Origin of the sequence: Pseudomonas sp. YeP6b (assembly GCF_025642995.1) — a bacterium.
Taxonomy (GTDB): domain Bacteria; phylum Pseudomonadota; class Gammaproteobacteria; order Pseudomonadales; family Pseudomonadaceae; genus Aquipseudomonas.
In genome coordinates, this window is record NZ_CP080090.1 from 6,580,995 (window position 1) to 6,601,436 (window position 20,442).

Here is a 20,442-nt window from a genome sequence, read left to right on the forward strand (position 1 = left end):
TTAACGCTTGAACGGTTGTGGCTGCTGCTGAGCCAGCTCAACAGGTGCATCCGTCTTGTTCGACCACAAGCTCTGGGCATACCCGGTGGTCACGACGCCCAGACCAAACAAAATAACCAAAATCCATAGTAAATCCGGTTTACGTTGCATCGATTGCCCCCCTTCAGGCACTCGTACACGATGACAACAACGTTCCAATGTAGTCCGTTGCAGCTGCGTCAAGCTTAAAAGCGGGCATTCTGCGGTAACGTGAACCAACACGCAAACCTTGACGCCAACCGACTGTCGGTTTGTCATGGAATTGCCGGACAACTTGCCCAATGCCTTTTTCAGGAGCCCAAAAATGGCCTACTGGCTGATGAAATCCGAGCCCGATGAACTGTCCATCACGGGTCTTGAAAAGCTCGGCGAAGCCCGTTGGGACGGGGTGCGTAACTATCAGGCGCGCAATTTCCTACGCGCAATGGCCGTGGGTGATGAGTTCTTCTTCTACCACTCCAGTTGCCCCGAACCAGGCATTGCCGGCATTGGCAAAATCATCGAAGCCGCCTATCCGGACCCCACCGCGCTGGAACCGGATAGCCACTATTTCGACGCCAAGGCCAGCCCGGAGAAAAATCCGTGGAGTGCGATCAACGTGGCGCACGCCGAGACGTTTTCAAAGGTGCTGGGCCTGGGCTACCTGAAACAACAAACGGCACTGGCCGAGTTGCCGCTGGTGCAAAAAGGCAGCCGGTTATCCGTAATGCCGGTGACGGCCGATCAATGGGCGGCGGTACTTGCCCTGCGCTGAACAGGCAGAACCCTGCGGTCACACTTCTGGTGCATGCATCTACGTGCCAAGCGGGTTAGGCTTGCGCTTCAGTTGACCCGTATCAACGGCCCTCGGGGCGATACCGGTCAAACTAGGATGCTAATGCCGCAGGATGCAGCCATGTCAACGAACCACCCTACTATGTCGCGCCTTTTCGCCATCGCCCTGATCGTGCTGCTGCTGGGCGCCGGTGGCTTCGGTTACTGGCGATCGACCCAGGACCGCCTGCCCGAAGGTTTGAGCATGGGCAACGGCCGCCTGGAATCCACCGAAGTGCAGATCGCCGCCAAGATACCCGGGCGCCTGGCCGAAGTGCGCGTGGATGAAGGCGACAAGGTGCTCAAGGGCCAATTGCTCGCGCGCATGGACACCCGCACCCTCGAAGCCCAGCGCGCCCAGGCCGAAGCCGAAGTGCTGCGTGCCAAAGAAAACTTCGCCGCCGCCGAGGCCAACGTGCAGTTGCGCCAGAGCGAACAACTGCTGGCCAATCAGGAACTCAAGCGCACCCAAGAGCTGTACCGGCGCGGCTTCGCCAGCAGCCAGTTGATCGACCAACAACAAGCGCGCCAGAACACCGGCAATGCTGCCGTGGTTGCCGCGCAAGCCCAGGTCAACTCGGTGAAGGCCGCCATCGGCGCCGCCGTGGCCCAAGTGGCCCAGCTCACCAGCGAAATCGACGACAGCAGCCTGCGCGCGCCCATCGACGGCATTATTCAATTACGCCTGGCCGAGCCGGGTGAAGTGCTCGGCGCGGGCGGCCGCGTGTTGCTGCTGATTGATCCGAATGACCAGTACATGAACCTCTACCTGCCCGCCTCCGTCACCGGTCGCCTGACCGTCGGCAGTGATGCGCGCATCCTGCTCGACGCCCTGCCCCAGCAACCGTTGCCGGCCAAAATCAGCTTTGTCGCCGCCAAATCGCAGTTCACGCCCAAGGAAGTGGAAACCCGCGACGAACGCCAGAAGCTGGTGTTCCGCGTCAAACTACGCCTGACTCAACCCAGTGCTGTACCGCAAGCCAAACCGGGCATGCCCGGCGCCGGCTACGTGCGCACGGCTGATATCGACTGGCCGGCCAACCTGCAATGACCGGCCTGGCGCTGCACGCCACGGGTATCAACCACCGCTACGGCAAGCAACAGGCACTGGTCGACATCGCCTTCAGCTTGCCCGCCGGCACTCGCTGCGGGCTGATCGGCCCGGATGGCGCGGGCAAGTCGAGCCTGCTGGGGTTGATCGCCGGGGTTAAAAAGCTTCAAGTCGGGCAGCTGGAAGTGCTCGGCGGTTCCATCGAAGACCGCCGTCACCGCAACAGCCTGTACCCGCGCATTGCCTTCATGCCTCAAGGCCTGGGCGGCAACTTGTATCCCGAATTGTCCATCAGCGAAAACATCCGCTTCTTCGCCACACTGTTCGGCCTGTCGAAAGCTGACTGCGAGCAGCGCATGCACAACCTGTTGCTGGCCACCGACCTTGCGCGCTTCGCCGAGCGGCCGGCCGGCAAGTTGTCCGGCGGCATGAAACAAAAGCTCGGCCTGTGCTGCGCGCTGATCCACGACCCGGACCTGCTGATCCTCGACGAACCCACCACCGGCGTCGACCCACTGTCGCGCCGACGCTTCTGGGAGTTGGTCGACAGCGTACGCCGAGAGCGCCCGCAACTGACGCTACTGGTGGCTACGGCCTACATGGAAGAAGCCGAACAGTTCGAACATTGCCTGATGCTCGATCGCGGCAAACTCATTGCCGATGGCTTGAGCAGCGAACTGGCGGCCGCCACACCCAGCGGCAAACTCGATGAAGCCTTTACCCATTTCCAGGGCGACAGCGCCCACAACAATCAGCCACTGGTGATCCCCCCGCGCGAAAGCGGCAACACCGATATCGCCATCGAAGCCCACGACCTGACGCTGCGTTTTGGTGATTTCACGGCAGTAAACACCGTCAGCTTCGCCATCGGCCGCGGCGAGATTTTTGGCTTTCTCGGCTCCAACGGCTGCGGCAAGACCACCACCATGAAAGTCCTTACCGGGCTGATGCCGGCCACCGAAGGCAGTGCCACGCTGCTCGGCAACCCGGTGAACGCCAAGGATCTGGCGACCCGCAAGCGTGTGGGGTTCATGTCGCAAAGTTTCTCGCTGTACGGCGAACTCAGCGTGCGCCAGAACCTGGTGCTGCACGCGCAACTGTTCGACTTACCCAAGGCTGACAGCGGCCTGCGTATCGACGAGTTGATTCAGCGCTTCGACCTCGGCGAGGTGGCCGAGCAGCCTTCCGGCGAATTGCCCCTCGGCCTGCGCCAGCGCCTGTCATTGGCCGTGGCGGTGCTGCACCGCCCGGAAGTGCTGATCCTCGATGAACCCACCTCGGGCGTTGACCCGGCAGCACGGGATGATTTCTGGCGGCTGCTGATTGAACTGTCCCGCGAGCAAGGCGTAACGATCTTCCTGTCCACCCACTTCATGAACGAAGCCCAGCGCTGCGACCGCATCTCGCTGATGCATGCAGGCAAGGTGCTGGCTTGCGACACACCCGAGGCACTGCAACAGCAATTCCACGGCGACACGTTGGAAGCCGCCTTCGTTACCTGCCTGGAGCAGGCCCAAGGCGAAGCCGAACCTGCCACGCCCAGCGCTACCGTCAGCGAAACCAGCGCGCCGCCCGTGAGCAAACGTGGCTTCAGCGTGTCTCGGCTATTGGCGGTCGCCAGCCGCGAAGGCAAAGAGCTGCTGCGCGACAAAGTGCGCATGGCCTTCGCCCTGCTCGGGGCGATGTTTATGATGGTGATCTTCGGCTACGGCATTTCCCTGGACGTGGAAAACCTCGCCTTCGCCGTCTACGACCAGGACCAGACCCCACAAAGTCGCGCTTACTTAGAAGCCTTCCGCAGTTCGCGCTACTTCGCCGAACAGGCGCCCATCCGCGACGCGACCGAACTGCACCGACGCCTGCAACGCTCGGAAATCAAATTGGCCCTGGAAATCCCGCCGGGCTTTGGCCGTGACCTGTACGCCGGTCGCCAACCCACGGTAGCGGCGTGGATCGACGGCGGCATGCCGTTTCGCGCGGAAACCAGCCGCAATTACGTGGAGGCCGTGCACCAAGGCAATCTTGCGCAACTGGCCGAATTGAGCAGCGTGCCCCGCAGCAGCCAAGCCGCCGCCAAGCTGGAAACGCGCTTTCGCTATAACCAGGACGTGGTCAGCGTAAATGCCATCGGCCCGGGCGTGATGGCGCTGATCCTGGCGTTTATCCCGGCGATGCTCACCGCCCTGGGCATCGTGCGCGAAAAGGAGCTGGGTTCGATCACCAACTTCTATGCCACGCCCCTGACCCGCCTGGAATTCCTGCTGGGCAAACAGGCGCCGTACTTGGCCGTGAGTTTGGTCAACCTGGCACTGCTGGTGGCGATGAACCGCTGGCTGTTCGGTGTACCGTTCAAGGGTAGCGCCTTGGCGCTGGCAGTCGGCGGCCTGTTGTATGTGCTGGCCACCACCAGCATGGGCTTGTTGATTTCGGCATTCACCCGCACCCAGATCGCGGCAATCCTCGGCACCATGATCATCACCAGCCTGCCGACCATCCAATTCTCCGGGCTGATCGTGCCGCGCTCATCCCTGGAAGGCGCGGCCGCATGGATGGGCATGCTGTTTCCGGCGGGGCACTTTCTGGACATCGCCGTGGGCACCTTCACCAAGGCCCTGGACCTGCGCCAGCTGTGGCCGCAATGCCTGGCGCTGTTCGGCTTTTTTGTCGGGTTCACCGGGTTAAGCCTGATCATGCTCAAGAAGCAGGAGGCCTGATGCACAAGCTCGCTCACATCCTGCGCCTGGGCCTCAAGGAACTCACCAGCCTGCGCCATGACAGCGTATTGCTGCTGTTTCTGGCCTATGCCTTCACGGTCGCGATCTACATGCCCGCCGCCGGTTCGGTGATTGGCGTGCACAACGCCAGCGTGGCGTTTGTCGATGAAGACCACAGCGCGCTCTCGCGGCAGATGGCCGAGGCGTTGCAGCCTCCCGAGTTTCAGCCGCCCGCGCCGCTGGCCTACGACCAACTGGACAAGGTCATGGACAGCGGTGAGTACACCTTTGTGATCAACGTGCCGGCGAATTTCCAAGCCGACTTGTTGGCGGGTCGCCAGCCGGGTGTGCAGGTCAATGTGGATGCGACGGCGATGAGCCAGGCGTTTATGGGCGCAGGCTACATCGGCAGAATTTTCCAGCGTGAATTGCTCAACTACAGCGGCCAGGCCGACGCTAGCCAAAAGGCGCCCGCATTGCTGACGACCCGTGCGCTGTTCAACACCAACCTGGAAGGCGGCTGGTTCCTGGCGGTGATCCAGATCGTCAACAACATCACCATCCTCGCCATCGTGCTCACCGGCACCGCACTACTGCGCGAACGCGAGCACGGCACCCTCGATCATTTGCTGGTGCTGCCGCTGACCGCGCTGGAAATCATGCTGGCGAAAATCTGGAGCAACATGCTGGTGGTGGTGCTGTGTACGTGGCTGTCGCTGGAGCTGGTGGTCAAAGGCTTGCTCGGCGTGCCGCTGGCCGGCTCCTTGAGTCTGTTCCTGTTTGTGACGGCGCTGTACCTGTTTGCGAGTACCGCGCTGGGGATCTTCCTCGCCACCCTCGCCCGCTCGACACCGCAGTTCGGCTTGCTGGCGATTCCGGTGATCATCCCAATGCTGTTGCTGTCAGGTGGCAGCACGCCGCTGGACAGCATGCCCGAGTGGTTGCAGTGGGTGATGCAGGGCTCGCCGTCCACGCACTTTGTGAGTTTGAGCGCGGCGATTTTATTCAGGGATGCGGGCGTGAGCGTGGTGTGGCCGGACTTGCTGGCGCTGGCGGGGATTGGCTTGGTGTTTTTTGCCGTGGCGCTGGCCAGGTTCAGGAAGAGCCTGGCGTCTTGAGGCGTATCTACTGCCGTCATCGCGGGCAAGCCCGCGCCCACAGGTGAATGCATTCCAAATGAGGGAGCGGGCTTGCCCGCGATGGCGCGAAGCGCCCGCTTTATTGGATGATCAGGTTATTGAAGAGCAGGTCTTCCACCACCGGTTTGCCGGTCTCGTCGCTCATCACTTGCTGAGTCTGCTTCAGGGCTTCCTGGCGCAGCTTTTCCTTGCCTTCAACCGTACTCATGGCCTCGTTGGTCTGCTGAGTGAACAACGCCACCAACTGGTTACGAATCAGCGGATCGTTGGCTTTGACCGCCGCCGCGGCTTCCGGCCCGGTCACGCGCAGAGCGATATCGGCTTTGAATACCTTGAGTTTTGCCGTGCCATCCAACCCGTAGTTGCCCACGAACGGCGGAGTCAGGCTGATATAGCTGACCTTCGGTGCCTCACCTTCTTTTGCTTCTTCGGCCTGGGCTGCCATCGGCAAGGTCAGGGCGAGCATCAACAGGATCCACGCTTTCACAGTTCATTCCTCAAATTCGGTTGCCGGGTAGCATAACGCTAGCAAGGCTGAGCACAAGCTTATGGCGACTTATCAGGCCCGGGCATGCTCGTTGACCCACGGGCGTACCCTCCTACACTTATCGGCCACGACACCAAAAGGAATAGCCCGATGAAAGCTGTGCTGTGCAAAGCCTTCGGCCCCGCCGAAACCCTGGTGCTGGAAGAGATCGCCAGCCCCGCGATCAAGAAGAACGAAATCCTGCTGGACGTGCACGCTGCCGGGGTTAATTTCCCGGACACCTTGATCATCGAGGGCAAATACCAGTTCAAGCCGCCCTTCCCGTTTTCACCGGGGGGCGAAGCAGCGGGCGTGGTCAGTGAAGTGGGCGAGAAGGTCAGCCACCTGAAAGTCGGCGACCGGGTCATGGCCTTGACCGGCTGGGGCAGCTTTGCCGAGCAGGTCGCGGTGCCGGGCTACAACGTGCTGCCGATCCCGCCGAGCATGGATTTCAACACCGCCGCCGCGTTCAGCATGACCTACGGCACTTCGATGCATGCGCTGAAACAACGCGCCCACCTGCAACCCGGCGAAACCCTGTTGGTGCTCGGAGCCTCGGGTGGCGTGGGCCTGGCCGCCGTGGAAATCGGCAAGGCCATGGGCGCGCGGGTGATCGCCGCCGCCAGCAGTGCCGACAAACTCGCCGTGGCCAAGGCGGCCGGCGCGGATGAGCTGATCAACTACAGCGAAGCCAGCCTCAAGGATGAAATCAAGCGCCTGACCGACGGCAACGGTGTCGACGTCATCTACGACCCGGTCGGCGGCGACCTGTTTGACCAAGCCGTTCGGGGCATCGCCTGGAACGGCCGCCTGTTGGTGGTGGGTTTTGCCAGCGGGCGCATTCCCGAGTTGCCGGTGAACTTGGCGCTGCTCAAAGGTGCCTCGGTGGTCGGGGTGTTCTGGGGCTCGTTCGCCCAGCGCCAGCCGCAGGACAATGCGGCGAACTTCCAGCAGTTGTTCAGTTGGTATGCCGAGGGGAAGTTGAAGCCATTGGTGTCGAAGGTGTATCCGCTGGAGCAGGCTGCCCAAGCGATCAATGACCTGGGGCAGCGCAAGGCGGTGGGCAAGGTTGTCGTCCAAACCCGCTGACCGACTTGAAATGCCATCAACTGTGGGAGCTGGCTTGCCTGCTCCCACAGTTGATCTCCATAGGTCTCAAGCACTGATACCGACCCACACTTATCCATTTGCGACATGTTCATAAGAGAACATGCAATTGCTCTGATTTCCTGTGTTTGCAGATAAGAGGCGATGCTATTTTCGGTAACGAAACTGTAACATTCGCATCCGCAGTCAAAACAAGAAATTTGGAGCTCTTGAATGTTTGCTTTCTTTCGTCCTGCCGCACACCAGGCGCCTCTGCCTGAAGAAAAAATAGACAGTACCTACCGACGACTGCGCTGGCAGATTTTCGCCGGTATTTTCTTCGGCTACGCCGGCTACTACCTGCTGCGCAAAAACTTCTCCCTGGCCATGCCCTACTTGATCGACGAGGGTTACACCCGTGGTGAGCTGGGCTTGGCGATGTCGGCAATCGCGATTGCCTACGGCTTGTCCAAGTTCCTCATGGGCCTGGTGTCCGACCGCTCCAACCCGCGCTACTTCCTGCCCTTCGGCCTGCTGATATCGGCCGGGGTGATGTTCATTTTCGGTTTCGCACCTTGGGCAACGTCCAGCGTGACCATGATGTTCATTTTGCTGTTCATCAACGGTTGGGCCCAAGGCATGGGCTGGCCACCCAGCGGACGCACCATGGTGCACTGGTGGTCGCAGAAAGAACGCGGCGGCGTGGTGTCGGTATGGAACGTGGCGCATAACGTCGGCGGCGGCCTGATCGGCCCGCTGTTCTTGCTGGGTATGGCGTGGTTCAACGACTGGCACGCGGCGTTCTATGTGCCCGCGACCGTGGCCTTGCTGGTGGCGGCGTTTGCCTTCATTACCATGCGCGACACCCCGCAATCGGTAGGCTTACCACCGATTGAGGAATACAAGAACGACTATCCGGAAGGTTACGACTCCACCCACGAAGACGAATTCAGCGCCAAGGAAATCTTCGTCAAGTACGTGCTGCGCAACAAAATGCTGTGGTACATCGCCTTCGCCAACGTCTTCGTCTACCTGCTGCGCTACGGCGTACTCGACTGGGCACCGACGTACCTCAAGGAAGCCAAGCACTTCGACGTGGATAAAACCTCGTGGGCGTACTTCTTCTACGAGTGGGCAGGTATTCCGGGCACGCTGCTGTGCGGCTGGATGTCGGACAAGATCTTCCGTGGCAACCGTGGCCTGACCGGCATCGTGTTCATGGCCCTAGTGACCGTGGCCACCCTGGTTTACTGGCTCAACCCGCCAGGCAACCCGATGGTCGATATGATCGCGCTGTTCTCCATCGGCTTCCTGATCTACGGCCCAGTGATGCTGATCGGCCTGCAGGCACTGGAACTGGCACCGAAGAAAGCCGCTGGCACCGCTGCGGGCTTCACCGGTTTGTTCGGTTACCTGGGTGGTTCGGTGGCAGCCAGTGCAGCCATGGGCTACACGGTTGACCATTTCGGCTGGGATGGTGGTTTTGTGTTGCTGGTGGGCGCATGCCTGTTGGCGATCGCCTTCCTGATCCCAACGCTGTGGCACACCAACAGCGTCAGCACAGCGCGTTAACCGCCTGAGCAATCCTTTGCACAACGCTTGAGCCGCGCCTCCAGATTCTTATCTGGCATGGCGTGGCTACGCAGGGCGTTCACGGTCTGCTCGACATAATCGCGAGTAGTGCCGTAACGCCCGCAAGCGCTTTGCAGTACGTGGTTAAGCACGATGTCGGGCAAGTTGCCGGCATAGCTGGGCAAATGCCGCTCCAACACAAACCCCAATGCCTGCACCTGACTGCCATCTTCCAGACGGCAGCTGAGCCAGTGCGGCCGGTAAGAGGGGTAAGGCATCTCGCGCTGCCACAAGGCGTAAAGCGAGGCCTCCAGCTGATCTTCCGGCAAGCGGTAGGCAAACCCGCTGCAGGAACCCCCGCGATCCAGCCCGAACACCAAACCCGGTGACTCCGGCGTGCCCCGATGCTCGTGGGACCACAGGTACAAGCCCCGGTGATAACCGTGAACTCGCGCCCGCATTCTCAAGGTCGACGAACATTCAGGTCGCCAGATCAGCGAACCATAAGCGAATAGCCAGACCGGCCCACCCTTATGCTTGGCCATGGTGGCCTGCATCGAGCTCATCAACTGTTCGTGAGTGAGTTGCGGCCCCAGATCGAGCCGCGGAGGGTAAGCCAATTGCAAAAGATCGGTTTCAATGACGGTCATGGCGGATCGATTAGGTCTCCTTTACCACTGCACAATGCTGCTACGAGAATCTATTACCAGTTGTAAGCAACTTTACCGTAATAGAACGCGCCGCTGTAACCGTACGGCGAAAAAGTGCTATAGGCGAGGTTGCCGCCGCTGCTGGCGTAGGCATTGACCTTTTCCGGGTATTTGTCGGTGACGTTGTCGCCGCCCAACGTGAAGGTCCAGCTCTTCAACTTGTAATCCGCCGACAGGTCCAACACCCACGCCGCCTTGAAGGTCTGGTCGTTGACCTTGTCCGCCTGGTAACTGGTGAATTCACCATAGCGCACCAGGTTGCTGTGCAGCGCCCAATTGCCGTAGGTGAAGTCGTTACCCAGGCTGAGTTTGTGCTGCGGCGTGGTGTCACCGAGCAAACCGATGCGCTCGCGACGGTCCACCCGCACCAGGTTGGCACCCAGGCTGTTCAGAATGGCCGGGTTGGGTTTCACGTCGGTCACTTTGGTGTGGTTGTAGTTGTAGCCCACGGTGCTGTTCCAGCGGATGCCGTTATCGAACTGATAGCGATAGTTGGCCACCAGATCGACGCCGTCGGTGCTGGTGTCGGTGGCATTGGTGAAGTAACGCGCGGTGGTGTAGTTGATGTTGCCCACACCATTGGCTTGCAGGTAAGCCACTGTCGCCGGGTTGAGCGTGAGGTTGGACGACAGGCTGATGCGGTCGCGGATGTCGATGCGGTAGACGTCGACTGTCACAGTCAGGTCATCCGCCGGCTCCAGCACCAGGCCAAGGCTGTAGTTGCGCGACTTCTCGGCCTTCAGGTCTTCAGCGCCCAGCAGGCGGGCCACCTTGCTGTTGGCCGGGAACGTGCCCGCTTCCTGAATGGTGCTGCCGATCAATTGTGACGAGGTGTAGGCAAAGTTCTGCTGGGCCAGCGAAGGCGCGCGGAAGCCGTTGGAAATGCTGCCACGCAACGCTACGTGTGGGGTGAAGTCATAACGCGCCGACAGCGAGCCGCTGACGTTGGAGCCGAAGTCGCTGTAGTCCTCATGCCGCACGGCGGCCGAAGCGCTGAGTTTTTCGGTGAAGTTGGTTTCCAGGTCCAGGTACTGGGCCCAGTTGTGCCGCGAGCTGCTGCCAGCGTCGGCATCACGGAAACCGCCCAGGCCCGAGCTGCCGGTCTGGTAGTAGGACGCAGGCTCACCGGCTTCGATTTCATAGCCTTGGCGTAGGTATTCGCCGCCAAACGCCACGGAAACCGGATACGGCAGGAAGCCCACGTCGAATTCGCGCGACAGGTCCAGGCTGATTTGTTTCTGGTCGTTGCTCAGGGTGCCGTTGTCGAACTTGCGCGGGGTGGCCAGGCCCAGCGAGGTGTTGATGGTTTCAGTGCTCAACGCGTATTGGTTTTTGCCGTAGTTGGCCGACAGGTCGTAATGCCAGTCGTAGGCCAGCAAGCCACGCAGGCCGACGACCAATGAGGTGTCTTCCAGGTTGCCCTTGATCAGCGGCAGGTAGCCATTGGGGTTGAGTGCGCGGATGTTATTGGACGCATTGCTCGCACGGTAGAACGCCGCCGTCTCGCCGCGCCGCTTGCTGTAGCCGCCGAAGGTGTAGAACTCGGCTGCATCGTTGAAGGAGTATTCAGAGTTGAACTGGAACTTGCCTTCATTGGTGGCCGGCTCGCCCTGACGGAATACGCGCTGGCCGTAGGTGGTGGAGCCTACGCTACCCGGGCGCAAATCGTCACCGGCGCGGTTGGTGTAGTCGTTGTCGGCACCTTCGCCGGAGACGTTGATAAAGCCGTTGTCGCCCAAGGCAAACCCGGTATTGCCGCTGACATTGCGCTGGATGCCGTCGCCCTTCTTGTACTCTCCGAACTTGGTCGAGACCGAACCGCCGTGGTCGTCGTGCTTGAGGATCACGTTGATCACCCCGGCAATTGCATCCGAGCCATAACGCGCGGACGCGCCATCGCGCAGCACTTCGACATGATCGACCGCCGACAGTGGGATGGCATTCAAGTCCGCCGGTGCCGAGCCTCGGCCCACGGCGCCGCCGAGGTTGACGAAGGCACTGGTGTGGCGACGTTTACCGTTGACCAGCACCAACACCTGGTCCGGCGACAAGCCGCGCAACTGCGCAGGGCGCACCAGTTCGGCGCCATCCACCAGGCTTGGGCGCGGGAAGTTGATCGACGGAATCAAGCGCGCCAACACCGCACCCAGCTCATCGGAGCCGGTGCTGCGCAGGGTTTCGCCGGAGATCACATCGATGGGCGACAGCGAAGCACTGGCGGTGCGCTCTTGGGCGCGGGTGCCGGTGACGATCACGGTGTCGAGTTTTGGTGCGTCGCCAGCCGCTGTTTCGGCCGCCTGGACTGGATTGAATCCCACAGCGGTCAGCAAATTAGCCGACAAAATCGCTGTGTACAGCGCGTGCTTGTTGTAGCGCCCCATACCGCTCCCCTCCTTTTAAAACCCAAGAATCGACAATCAGAACGTCAATGCTCTGAGTTCATACGATCGATCCGGCTGGCGGGCGGTGGCGGTCATCTATTGGTTATTGGCAGATAGTCGGTAGTCCGTTGCTTATAGCTTAAGGAGATTTTTCCTACATAAGTAATACCGTAAATGCATAAGCATAGGCGACCAAACCTTCAGCGCAGGTTCAGGCCGCGCAGGACGTTAGCCGCCAAACTGTAGAAGTTTAGCGACCCCACATTAGCCGCCTATTCAAACGACTATCGAGGTCGGACCATGAAGTACTTTTATTCCGGCTTGCTGCTTATGGCACAAGCCGCCACCGCCTTGGCCTCTGAGGCTACCGCCAAAGACGATAAGGGCTTCTGGTATGCCCAGACGAGCGTCTACACCCAGCACTTTTCACCGGACCCCAAGCACAACAACAACCAGGATTTGATCAACCTGGAACGCAACGAAGCGTCCGGGCTGGTGTATGGCGGGGCGACCTTTCGCAACTCGTTCAGCCAGCGTTCATATTACGTTTACGCAGGCAAACGCTACGACCTTGGCGATTCGCCGTTCTACGTGAAGGTGACTGCAGGCGCGCTTCAGGGGTATCGCGGCAAGTACCGAGACAAAATCCCCCTCAACCGCTTTGGCGTGGCACCGGCGATCATCCCCTCGGTGGGCGTGAACTTCGGCCCGGTGGCCAGCGAGTTGGTGTTGCTGGGCTTTAATGCGGCGATGCTGACGGCGGGGGTGCGTTTCTGACAGCACCGCTTATCAGTGTGGGGCTGGCTTGCCTGCGATAGCGAGGTGTCAGCCAGCCCATGTCGCACTGACTGCCGCTATCGCAGCATGGCTATCGCAGACAAGCCAGCTCCCACATTAAGGGCGCGGCGCGTAGGCGAAGACATCGGCGCGCATCTGGTGCGCGTCCATGCCAGCATCGACCAGCGCATCCAAGGTGCCGTAGATCATCGCCGGTGAACCACTGGCGTAGACGTGCACGGCCTTGAGGTCGCTGATGTCTTCGCACACTGCTTCATGCAGCAACCCGCAACGCCCTTCCCAACCGCACAGGTCGCTGACGACTTTGTGCAGGAACAAGTTAGGCAGTTGCTTCCATTGGTCCCAGTGCTCGATTTCGTAGAAGTCTTCCGGGCGACGCACGCCCCAGTACAGGTGCACCGGGTGTTTGAAGCCAGAGGCGCGACAATGCTCAATCAGGCTGTGCATTTGCGCCATGCCGGTGCCGGCGGCGATCAGCACCAACGGCCCGTCCGGCAGCTCGGCCAGGTGGGTATCACCAAACGGCAGCTCGATGCGGGCCATCTGATTACGCTGCAGTTGCTCAATCAGGCTGCGGGCGCTGTCCTCGCGGACCAGCACATGCAACTCCAGCTCACGCCCGGCGTGGGCCGCCGAGGCCAGGGAGAACGCCGACTTTTCGCCATTCTCCCGCTCGATCATCAGGTATTGCCCGGCGTGGTAACGCACCGCTTTGCCGGCCGGAGCCCGCAGGCGCACGCGCCATACATCGCCACCGACTTCCACGCACTCACTCAATTGGCACGACAACTTGCGCAACGGCAACTCTCCCGGCGCCAACACGCCATCCCATAACACGATGCAATCTTCCAGCGGCTCGGCGATGCAGGTGTAGAACTCACCATGGTCACGCACCTCACCGGCTTGCTGCACCCGGCCTTCCACCAGCAATGCCGCGCACACATGACACACACCATTGCGGCACGCTTGCGGGCACTCGTAGCCCAGGCGGCGCGCGCCTTCGAGGATTCGCTCGCCAGGGACAAGTTCCAGTACCGCGCCGGAAGGTTGCAGGGTTACACGCATCAATCTATTCCCAATTCTTTCCACATCGCATCGACACGAGCAGTCACGGCTTCATCCTTGACGATCACCCGGCCCCACTCGCGAGTGGTTTCACCCGGCCATTTGTGGGTAGCATCCAGGCCCATCTTCGAGCCCAGGCCCGACACCGGCGAAGCGAAGTCGAGGTAGTCGATCGGCGTGTTGTCGATCATCACCGTGTCGCGCTTGGGGTCCATGCGCGTGGTGATGGCCCAAATCACGTCGTTCCAGTCCCGTGCATTGATGTCGTCGTCGGTGACGATAACGAACTTGGTGTACATGAACTGTCGCAAAAACGACCACACACCGAGCATTACCCGCTTGGCATGGCCTGGGTACGACTTCTTCATGGTCACGATGGCCATGCGGTACGAGCAGCCTTCGGGCGGCAGGTAGAAGTCGGTGATCTCCGGGAACTGCTTTTGCAGGATCGGCACGAACACTTCGTTGAGTGCCACGCCGAGAATGGCCGGCTCATCCGGCGGGCGGCCGGTGTAGGTGCTGTGATAGATCGGTTTGATTCGGTGGGTGATGCGCTCGACGGTGAACACCGGGAAGCTGTCGACTTCGTTGTAGTAGCCGGTGTGGTCGCCGTAAGGGCCTTCATCGGCCATTTCGCCCGGATGAATCACACCTTCGAGGATGATTTCCGCAGTGGCCGGCACTTGCAGGTCGTTGCCGCGGCACTTCACCAGTTCGGTACGGTTGCCGCGCAACAGGCCGGCGAAGGCGTATTCGGACAGGCTGTCGGGCACAGGCGTAACGGCGCCGAGGATGGTCGCCGGGTCAGCGCCCAAGGCCACGGACACCGGGAATGGCTTGCCGGGGTGCTTTTCGCACCATTCACGGAAGTCCAGGGCGCCGCCACGGTGGCTCAACCAGCGCATGATGACCTTGTTGCGGCCAATCACTTGCTGACGGTAGATGCCGAGGTTCTGACGATCCTTGTTCGGGCCTTTGGTAACGGTCAGGCCCCAGGTGATCAGCGGGCCGACATCGCCGGGCCAGCAGGTTTGCACCGGGAGCATGGCCAGGTCGACGTCATCGCCTTCGATGACCACTTCCTGGCACACGGCGTCTTTGACCACTTTAGGCGCCATGGCAATGATCTTGCGGAAGATCGGCAGCTTCGACCAGGCGTCCTTCAGGCCCTTGGGTGGCTCGGGCTCCTTGAGAAAGGCCAGCAGCTTGCCGATCTCGCGCAGTTCGCTGACCGATTCAGCGCCCATGCCGAAGGCGACGCGATCCGGGGTGCCGAACAGGTTGCCGAGCACCGGGATATCAAAGCCGGTCGGTTTTTCGAACAGCAGCGCCGGGCCCTTGTTGCGCAGGGTACGGTCGCAAATCTCAGTCATTTCCAGTACCGGGGAAACCGGCACCTGGATGCGTTTCAACTCTCCGCGCTGCTCAAGTTGCTGCACGAAATCCCGAAGATCCTTGAATTTCATTAACCATGCCACCCGTAAAATAGGCGTACATCCTACCTGCTCTTAAGAGCGCTGACAGCTTATTGCACGTCAGTGCGACTCACATCTGATTCAGTGGATGTGTTGCGCAGCGCGTGGAAGAAGGGTTCAAGGAACCCCTCAACAAGCCGCGAGCCCGCGATTGATAGGTGGTTGTCATCGGTATAGAGCGAGTGGCCATCAAGCTCGACCCGACACCAGCCGTTCACATCACACAGCTTAGGCGCCGGATCCAGAACTCGAACCCCTGAATCCGCCGCCGCGATTCGCTCAAACACGCGGCTTATATAAGCCTGGCGCTCCAGATGTTCGGCCAGTGGCAAGCCTTCTTTATCGGTTGGGCGCCCCAACATCGCCAAGCGGGCGAGCCGATAAGGGACGTTGAAGTCCTGCAGCGGCACTTCCTTGACCAGCCATACCCGGTGGCCACTGGCCCGAATTTGCTGCACCAACGCACTCAAACCGTCGGCAAACAGTTGTTGAGCGATGGCGCGGTCATACTTCCCGGTCGCCGGGTCATGAATGGACGCGCCCGTATCACCGGAACGCTCTCCATAAACGTAAAGGCTCCAACGCGCGACCAGCACCACATCACTGAACTGCTCGCGGCTCAGCAGTTGGGTGACGTGCTCGTTGAAGGCTCTGCATCCGGGCGTGTTTTCTTTTCTGTAGAAAGGCAGGCAACCGGCGTAACCGGCCTGGGTGATGCTGAAGTCGTACCTGCTCGAAGCGTCGCTTAGCGCCGGAATGAGCGCCGAGGCATGGCTGTCACCCCATACCAGGGCCCGCGCCGCGCTCGTTTGCGGGCCAAAATGGCAAGGTTCACGGTGAGTGTTTTTCTTGTCATCGCCCAGGCAACTCATGAGCTTAGGGCTCCAAGTATGCGCCTGGGCAAACTGCAGTGCTTGGGGTGACAAGCGCTCTGCAAACCCATCCGACCAGACCAGGCCTTTGCCGGCCAGGCCCAGGCCTACGAGGGCCATGACACCCGCAACCAGGACCGACCGGCTCCCCGCTAAAAGGCGCCGCTCACGAAACGGCCCCTCGACAAACCGCCAGGACCCATAACCCAGTAACAGGCTCAAGAAGAACAGCGCCGTCAGCTCCCAGGGCGCCAGGCCAAAGATACTGGCGTACTTGCCAAACACCAGCACCGGCCAGTGCCACAGGTACCAGGAATAGGAAATCAGCCCTATGCCCACCAATACACGACTGCCCAGCAACCGCCCGACCAGCGTCGTGTGTTGGCCGTTGGCCCAAATCAGGCCCACCACACCCAACACCGGCAATAGGGCCGAGGCCCCAGGGAAGGCCGTGTCGGCGTCATAACCCAATACCGCCACTAGAATCAGGCCCAGGCCGATCAGGCTGACAGCCTGGGCCAGCCTCGGGCTTACGCGTTGAGTACGCACCGGCAAGACGGCCAGCATGGCGCCTGCCAACAACTCCCAGGCGCGCATAGGCAACAGGAAAAAGGCCTTTTCAGGCTCATGAGAGACCGCCCACACGCTCGCCGCAAATGAAACCAGCAACAGCACAAACAAAGCACCACGCCATTGCTTCAGCCGGCTCGACAGCAACACCAGCAGCAGCGGAAATGCGATGTAGAACTGCTCTTCAACCGACAGCGACCAGGTATGCAGCATCGGCTTCATGTCGGAGGCCGTATCGAAGTAGCCGTCCTGACGCATGAAGAACAGGTTAGAGATGAAAATCGCCTGATTGTGAATCGAGCGCCCCAACTCTTCGTAGTCCTTGGGCGCCATCAGAAACCAGCCGACCACCAATGACGCCAGCATCATGACAATCAGCGCCGGCAGGATACGCCGGGCGCGTCGAGCCCAAAAATCGAGGAAACTGAAACGCCCGGTTTCGCGTTCGCGCCAGATGATCGAGGTGATCAGGAAACCTGAAATCACAAAGAACACATCAACGCCGACAAAGCCGCCGGTAACGCCTGGAACCCCAAAGTGGAAAAGCACAACAGCCAGGACAGCGATGGCACGCAGGCCGTCAATGTCTCTTCGGTAAGCAAGCGCAGTCATAAATCGTAGTCAGTTCTGATACAGATGGAGGCAAGCGTAGGCGCACTTACCCTTTTTGTTTCTTTACTGACACTCCTGCCGTGCAAACCTCCCTTTTTTCAGCGCAAAAAAAATGGCGCCCCAAAGGGCGCCATTTTTCGGACCTGAAGCGTCGTATTACTTACGCTTCATCGACAAGAAGAACTCGTCGTTGGTCTTGGTGGCTTTCAGCTTGTCGAGCAAGAACTCGATGGCGGCGACTTCGTCCATCGGGTGCAGCAGCTTGCGCAGGATCCACATGCGCTGCAGTTCGTCGTCGGCGGTCAGCAACTCTTCGCGGCGGGTGCCGGAGCGGTTGATGTTGATCGCAGGGAACACACGCTTTTCCGCGATACGGCGGTCCAGAGGCAGTTCCATGTTGCCGGTACCCTTGAACTCTTCGTAGATCACTTCGTCCATCTTCGAGCCGGTTTCAACCAGCGCGGTGGCGATAATGGTCAGCGAGCCGCCTTCTTCGATGTTCCGCGCGGCGCCGAAGAAACGCTTTGGTTTCTCCAGGGCGTGGGCATCGACACCACCGGTGAGGACCTTGCCGGAGCTCGGGATCACGGTGTTGTAGGCACGGGCCAGACGGGTGATGGAGTCGAGCAGGATCACCACGTCTTTCTTGTGCTCAACCAGACGCTTGGCCTTCTCGATCACCATTTCGGCAACCTGCACGTGGCGGGTTGGCGGCTCATCGAACGTCGAGGCAACCACTTCGCCGCGCACGGTGCGCTGCATTTCGGTTACTTCTTCCGGACGCTCATCGATCAACAGCACGATCAGGTGAACTTCAGGATTGTTACGGGCGATGTTCGCTGCAATGTTCTGCAGCATGATGGTCTTACCGGCTTTCGGCGGTGCGACGATCAGGCCGCGCTGGCCTTTACCGATCGGGGCGCACAGGTCGATGACACGACCGGTCAAGTCTTCGGTGGAACCGTTACCGGCTTCCATCTTCATGCGCACGGTCGGGAACAGCGGCGTCAGGTTCTCAAAGAGAATCTTGTTTTTCGCGTTCTCGGGGCGATCGAAGTTGATCGTGTCGACCTTGAGCAGGGCGAAATAACGCTCACCTTCCTTCGGAGGACGGATCTTGCCAACGATGGTGTCACCGGTGCGCAAGTTGAAGCGACGGATCTGGCTCGGCGAGACGTAGATGTCGTCTGGGCCGGCGAGATAGGAAGCGTCAGCGGAGCGGAGGAAGCCGAAGCCGTCCTGGAGAATCTCCAGCACGCCATCACCGGAGATTTCCTCGCCGCTTTTCGCGTGCTTTTTGAGCAGGGAGAAAATCACGTCCTGCTTGCGCGAACGGGCCATATTTTCTATGCCCATTTCTTCGGCCAGTTGGAGCAGGTCGGTAATCGGCTTTTGCTTGAGTTCAGTCAGATTCATATAGGAATGACGTAATCATTTATGGAGGGGGGAAAATTAAGCTTTTGGCTTAATGAGGCCGCGCCGCAGAGAAGGCGACAGGATCGCGTACTAATCGAAAAGGAATGCGTCGGCGACGGCTTGCAGGGGGCAGTGGAGAAACCAGTGCGGGGCCGAATGTACCACCTGAGTTTCGGAGCGTCTAGCCCTGTTTCACGAAAAAGCCCCGCTATTTTGCGGGGCTTTTTTGACGACGCTTAGATGTTCGCGTCGAGGAAAGCTTGCAGCTGAGACTTCGACAACGCGCCCACTTTAGTGGCTTCGACGTTGCCGTTCTTGAACAGCATCAGCGTCGGGATACCACGCACGCCGTGCTTGAGCGGGGTATCCTGGTTGTCGTCGATGTTCAGCTTGGCAATGGTTACCTTGCCTTCGTAGGTGGTTGCAATGTCGTCCAGAACCGGAGCGATCATTTTGCAAGGGCCGCACCATTCAGCCCAGTAGTCAACCAGCACCGGGCCAGCAGCCTTGAGTACTTCGGCCTCAAAGGTCGCGTCGGTGACGTGCTTGATAAGATCGTTGCTCATGGATGTCTCCGGATTGTAAGCAAAAAAAACGTTGCCCATCATAGCTGCCCTTCCCTCGTTCAGGAAGCCGCCTCTAATTGAGTCTTGCTATGACCGTGCATGAGTTTGGGTATAGCCCACCTCAGGGCGACACGGGCGTGACGAACGCGATGCCCGTGCGCAATGCCGCATTGCGCACGTGTTCCTGCATGGTTTTCTGTGCCGCCGCGCTGGCGCGGCGGGCCAGCGCGCGCAGGATCTTGCGGTGCTCCTGCCAGGTTTCCATCGCCCGTTCCGGCCGGATGAACGGTAGCTTCTGGCTCTCCAGGAACACCTCGGCGCTGGCACTCAGGATGCTCACCATCGCCTGGTTACCGCTGGCCAGCAGGATCCGCTGGTGAAATTCGAAGTCCAGCCGGGCGGCGGCTTCAAAGTCGCCGGCCTTGAGCACCTTGCGCATGGCCTCGACATTATCTTGCAGGCCATCCAGCTCCTCGACCGTCAGCGTCACGGCAGCCAGCCCCGCAGCAAACCCTTCCAAGGCATAGCGCAACTGGAAGATATCCAGCGGCGTGGCCTGGGCTGCGAACGGCCAGGCAAACCCCGGAGACTCGTCGGCCGCCTGCACAAACACACCTTTGCCGGGCTGCACGCTGACCACGCCCAAGGCACTCAGAGACGATAACGCCTCGCGCAACGACGCCCGGCTGACGCCCAACTGCACCGCCAGGTCGCGCTGGGACGGCAACGCATCGCCCGCTGCGAAGCCCTGTTCCTTGATCAGTTTGCGGATGGCCTGCAGGGCCGCTTCCGGTACGGCTTGGGCGATGGAATTCATAAAAAACTCAAGGTTGCAGTCAACGTAGCGAGTAGTTGTAAAGCTATTCGCGGCTGGCGGCAAGCCACGCCCCAAAGGGGCTCGCACGGTTTTGTCGACGCTCGAAAAGGGTGCGAAAAGCCTAAGCACTGTTCAGACCAGTAAGACCACTGCAGCTCAACAAATACCGGCTTCGCGGACGATTCAGACAGTGATGGCATGGGCTGTGCACTGAGCAAAG

General features: G+C 60.2%; 17 protein-coding genes. 7 read left to right on the top strand and 10 right to left on the bottom strand.

The features are described from left to right. Positions 1-150, bottom strand: coding sequence for a hypothetical protein (locus KZH41_RS29890; protein ID WP_010207387.1), 150 nt, complete (start codon positions 148-150; stop codon positions 1-3). Positions 151-343: 193 nt separating this feature from the next. Between KZH41_RS29890 and KZH41_RS29895 the strand changes: the two genes are divergently transcribed. The 4 genes from KZH41_RS29895 (at position 344) to KZH41_RS29910 (ending at position 5,735) form a co-directional block, all read left to right on the top strand. Then, positions 344-793, top strand: a complete 450-nt coding sequence (locus KZH41_RS29895) for an EVE domain-containing protein (RefSeq protein ID WP_263274168.1) — start codon at positions 344-346, stop codon at positions 791-793. A 141-nt stretch (positions 794-934) separates the two neighbouring features. Further along, complete coding sequence (locus KZH41_RS29900; RefSeq protein WP_094948798.1) at positions 935-1,903, top strand: HlyD family secretion protein; 969 nt, start codon at positions 935-937, stop codon at positions 1,901-1,903. Continuing rightward, the gene (gene rbbA, locus KZH41_RS29905; protein ID WP_094948797.1) at positions 1,900-4,617 is read left to right on the top strand and encodes a ribosome-associated ATPase/putative transporter RbbA; all 2,718 of its coding nucleotides are present in this window, start codon (positions 1,900-1,902) and stop codon (positions 4,615-4,617) included. The genes KZH41_RS29900 and rbbA overlap by 4 nt, the downstream gene beginning before the upstream one ends. Further along, entirely contained in the window at positions 4,617-5,735 is a 1,119-nt protein-coding gene (locus tag KZH41_RS29910) for an ABC transporter permease (RefSeq protein ID WP_159960835.1), read from the top strand. Before rbbA ends, KZH41_RS29910 begins: the two co-directional genes overlap by 1 nt. A gap of 100 nt (positions 5,736-5,835) precedes the next feature. Here the strand turns inward: KZH41_RS29910 and KZH41_RS29915 are convergent, their stop codons facing one another. Beyond that, positions 5,836-6,243: a flagellar basal body-associated protein FliL gene (locus KZH41_RS29915; protein ID WP_094948795.1), complete on the bottom strand. Its 408-nt coding sequence runs from the start codon at positions 6,241-6,243 to the stop codon at positions 5,836-5,838. Positions 6,244-6,393: 150 nt separating this feature from the next. Between KZH41_RS29915 and KZH41_RS29920 the strand changes: the two genes are divergently transcribed. Both KZH41_RS29920 and glpT read left to right on the top strand, forming a co-directional pair. After that, positions 6,394-7,371: an NADPH:quinone oxidoreductase family protein gene (locus tag KZH41_RS29920; RefSeq protein WP_094948794.1), complete on the top strand. Its 978-nt coding sequence runs from the start codon at positions 6,394-6,396 to the stop codon at positions 7,369-7,371. A gap of 231 nt (positions 7,372-7,602) precedes the next feature. Next, complete coding sequence (glpT, locus tag KZH41_RS29925) at positions 7,603-8,940, top strand: glycerol-3-phosphate transporter (protein ID WP_094948793.1); 1,338 nt, start codon at positions 7,603-7,605, stop codon at positions 8,938-8,940. Here the strand turns inward: glpT and KZH41_RS29930 are convergent. Continuing rightward, positions 8,937-9,590: a gamma-glutamylcyclotransferase gene (locus KZH41_RS29930; protein WP_094948792.1), complete on the bottom strand. Its 654-nt coding sequence runs from the start codon at positions 9,588-9,590 to the stop codon at positions 8,937-8,939. The two genes, glpT and KZH41_RS29930, sit on opposite strands and share 4 nt — an antisense overlap. Before the next feature lie 53 nt (positions 9,591-9,643). Further along, positions 9,644-12,031, bottom strand: a complete 2,388-nt coding sequence (locus KZH41_RS29935) for a TonB-dependent receptor plug domain-containing protein (protein ID WP_242153416.1) — start codon at positions 12,029-12,031, stop codon at positions 9,644-9,646. Between the two features lie 300 nt (positions 12,032-12,331). Between KZH41_RS29935 and KZH41_RS29940 the strand changes: the two genes are divergently transcribed. Further along, positions 12,332-12,808 (top strand): sn-glycerol-3-phosphate transporter, encoded by a 477-nt coding sequence (locus tag KZH41_RS29940; RefSeq protein WP_094948790.1) that lies wholly within the window; start codon positions 12,332-12,334, stop codon positions 12,806-12,808. Between the two features lie 117 nt (positions 12,809-12,925). Here KZH41_RS29940 and KZH41_RS29945 read toward each other — a convergent pair whose 3' ends face one another. The 6 genes from KZH41_RS29945 to KZH41_RS29970 all read right to left on the bottom strand — a co-directional run bounded on the left by KZH41_RS29945 (position 12,926) and on the right by KZH41_RS29970 (position 20,222). After that, entirely contained in the window at positions 12,926-13,894 is a 969-nt protein-coding gene (locus tag KZH41_RS29945) for a CDP-6-deoxy-delta-3,4-glucoseen reductase (protein WP_263274169.1), read from the bottom strand. Beyond that, positions 13,894-15,360: a 4-hydroxy-3-polyprenylbenzoate decarboxylase gene (gene ubiD, locus KZH41_RS29950; protein WP_094948788.1), complete on the bottom strand. Its 1,467-nt coding sequence runs from the start codon at positions 15,358-15,360 to the stop codon at positions 13,894-13,896. The genes KZH41_RS29945 and ubiD overlap by 1 nt, the downstream gene beginning before the upstream one ends. Positions 15,361-15,419: 59 nt before the next feature. Further along, on the bottom strand, positions 15,420-17,423 hold the full coding sequence (locus KZH41_RS29955) for an acyltransferase family protein (protein ID WP_263274170.1): 2,004 nt from the start codon (positions 17,421-17,423) through the stop codon (positions 15,420-15,422). 156 nt (positions 17,424-17,579) lie between these two features. Further along, positions 17,580-18,839 (bottom strand): transcription termination factor Rho, encoded by a 1,260-nt coding sequence (rho, locus tag KZH41_RS29960; protein WP_094948786.1) that lies wholly within the window; start codon positions 18,837-18,839, stop codon positions 17,580-17,582. 236 nt (positions 18,840-19,075) lie between these two features. Continuing rightward, complete coding sequence (trxA, locus tag KZH41_RS29965; protein WP_094948836.1) at positions 19,076-19,405, bottom strand: thioredoxin TrxA; 330 nt, start codon at positions 19,403-19,405, stop codon at positions 19,076-19,078. Positions 19,406-19,526: 121 nt separating this feature from the next. Continuing rightward, positions 19,527-20,222: a FadR/GntR family transcriptional regulator gene (locus tag KZH41_RS29970; RefSeq protein ID WP_094948784.1), complete on the bottom strand. Its 696-nt coding sequence runs from the start codon at positions 20,220-20,222 to the stop codon at positions 19,527-19,529. Positions 20,223-20,442: the final 220 nt, after the last annotated feature.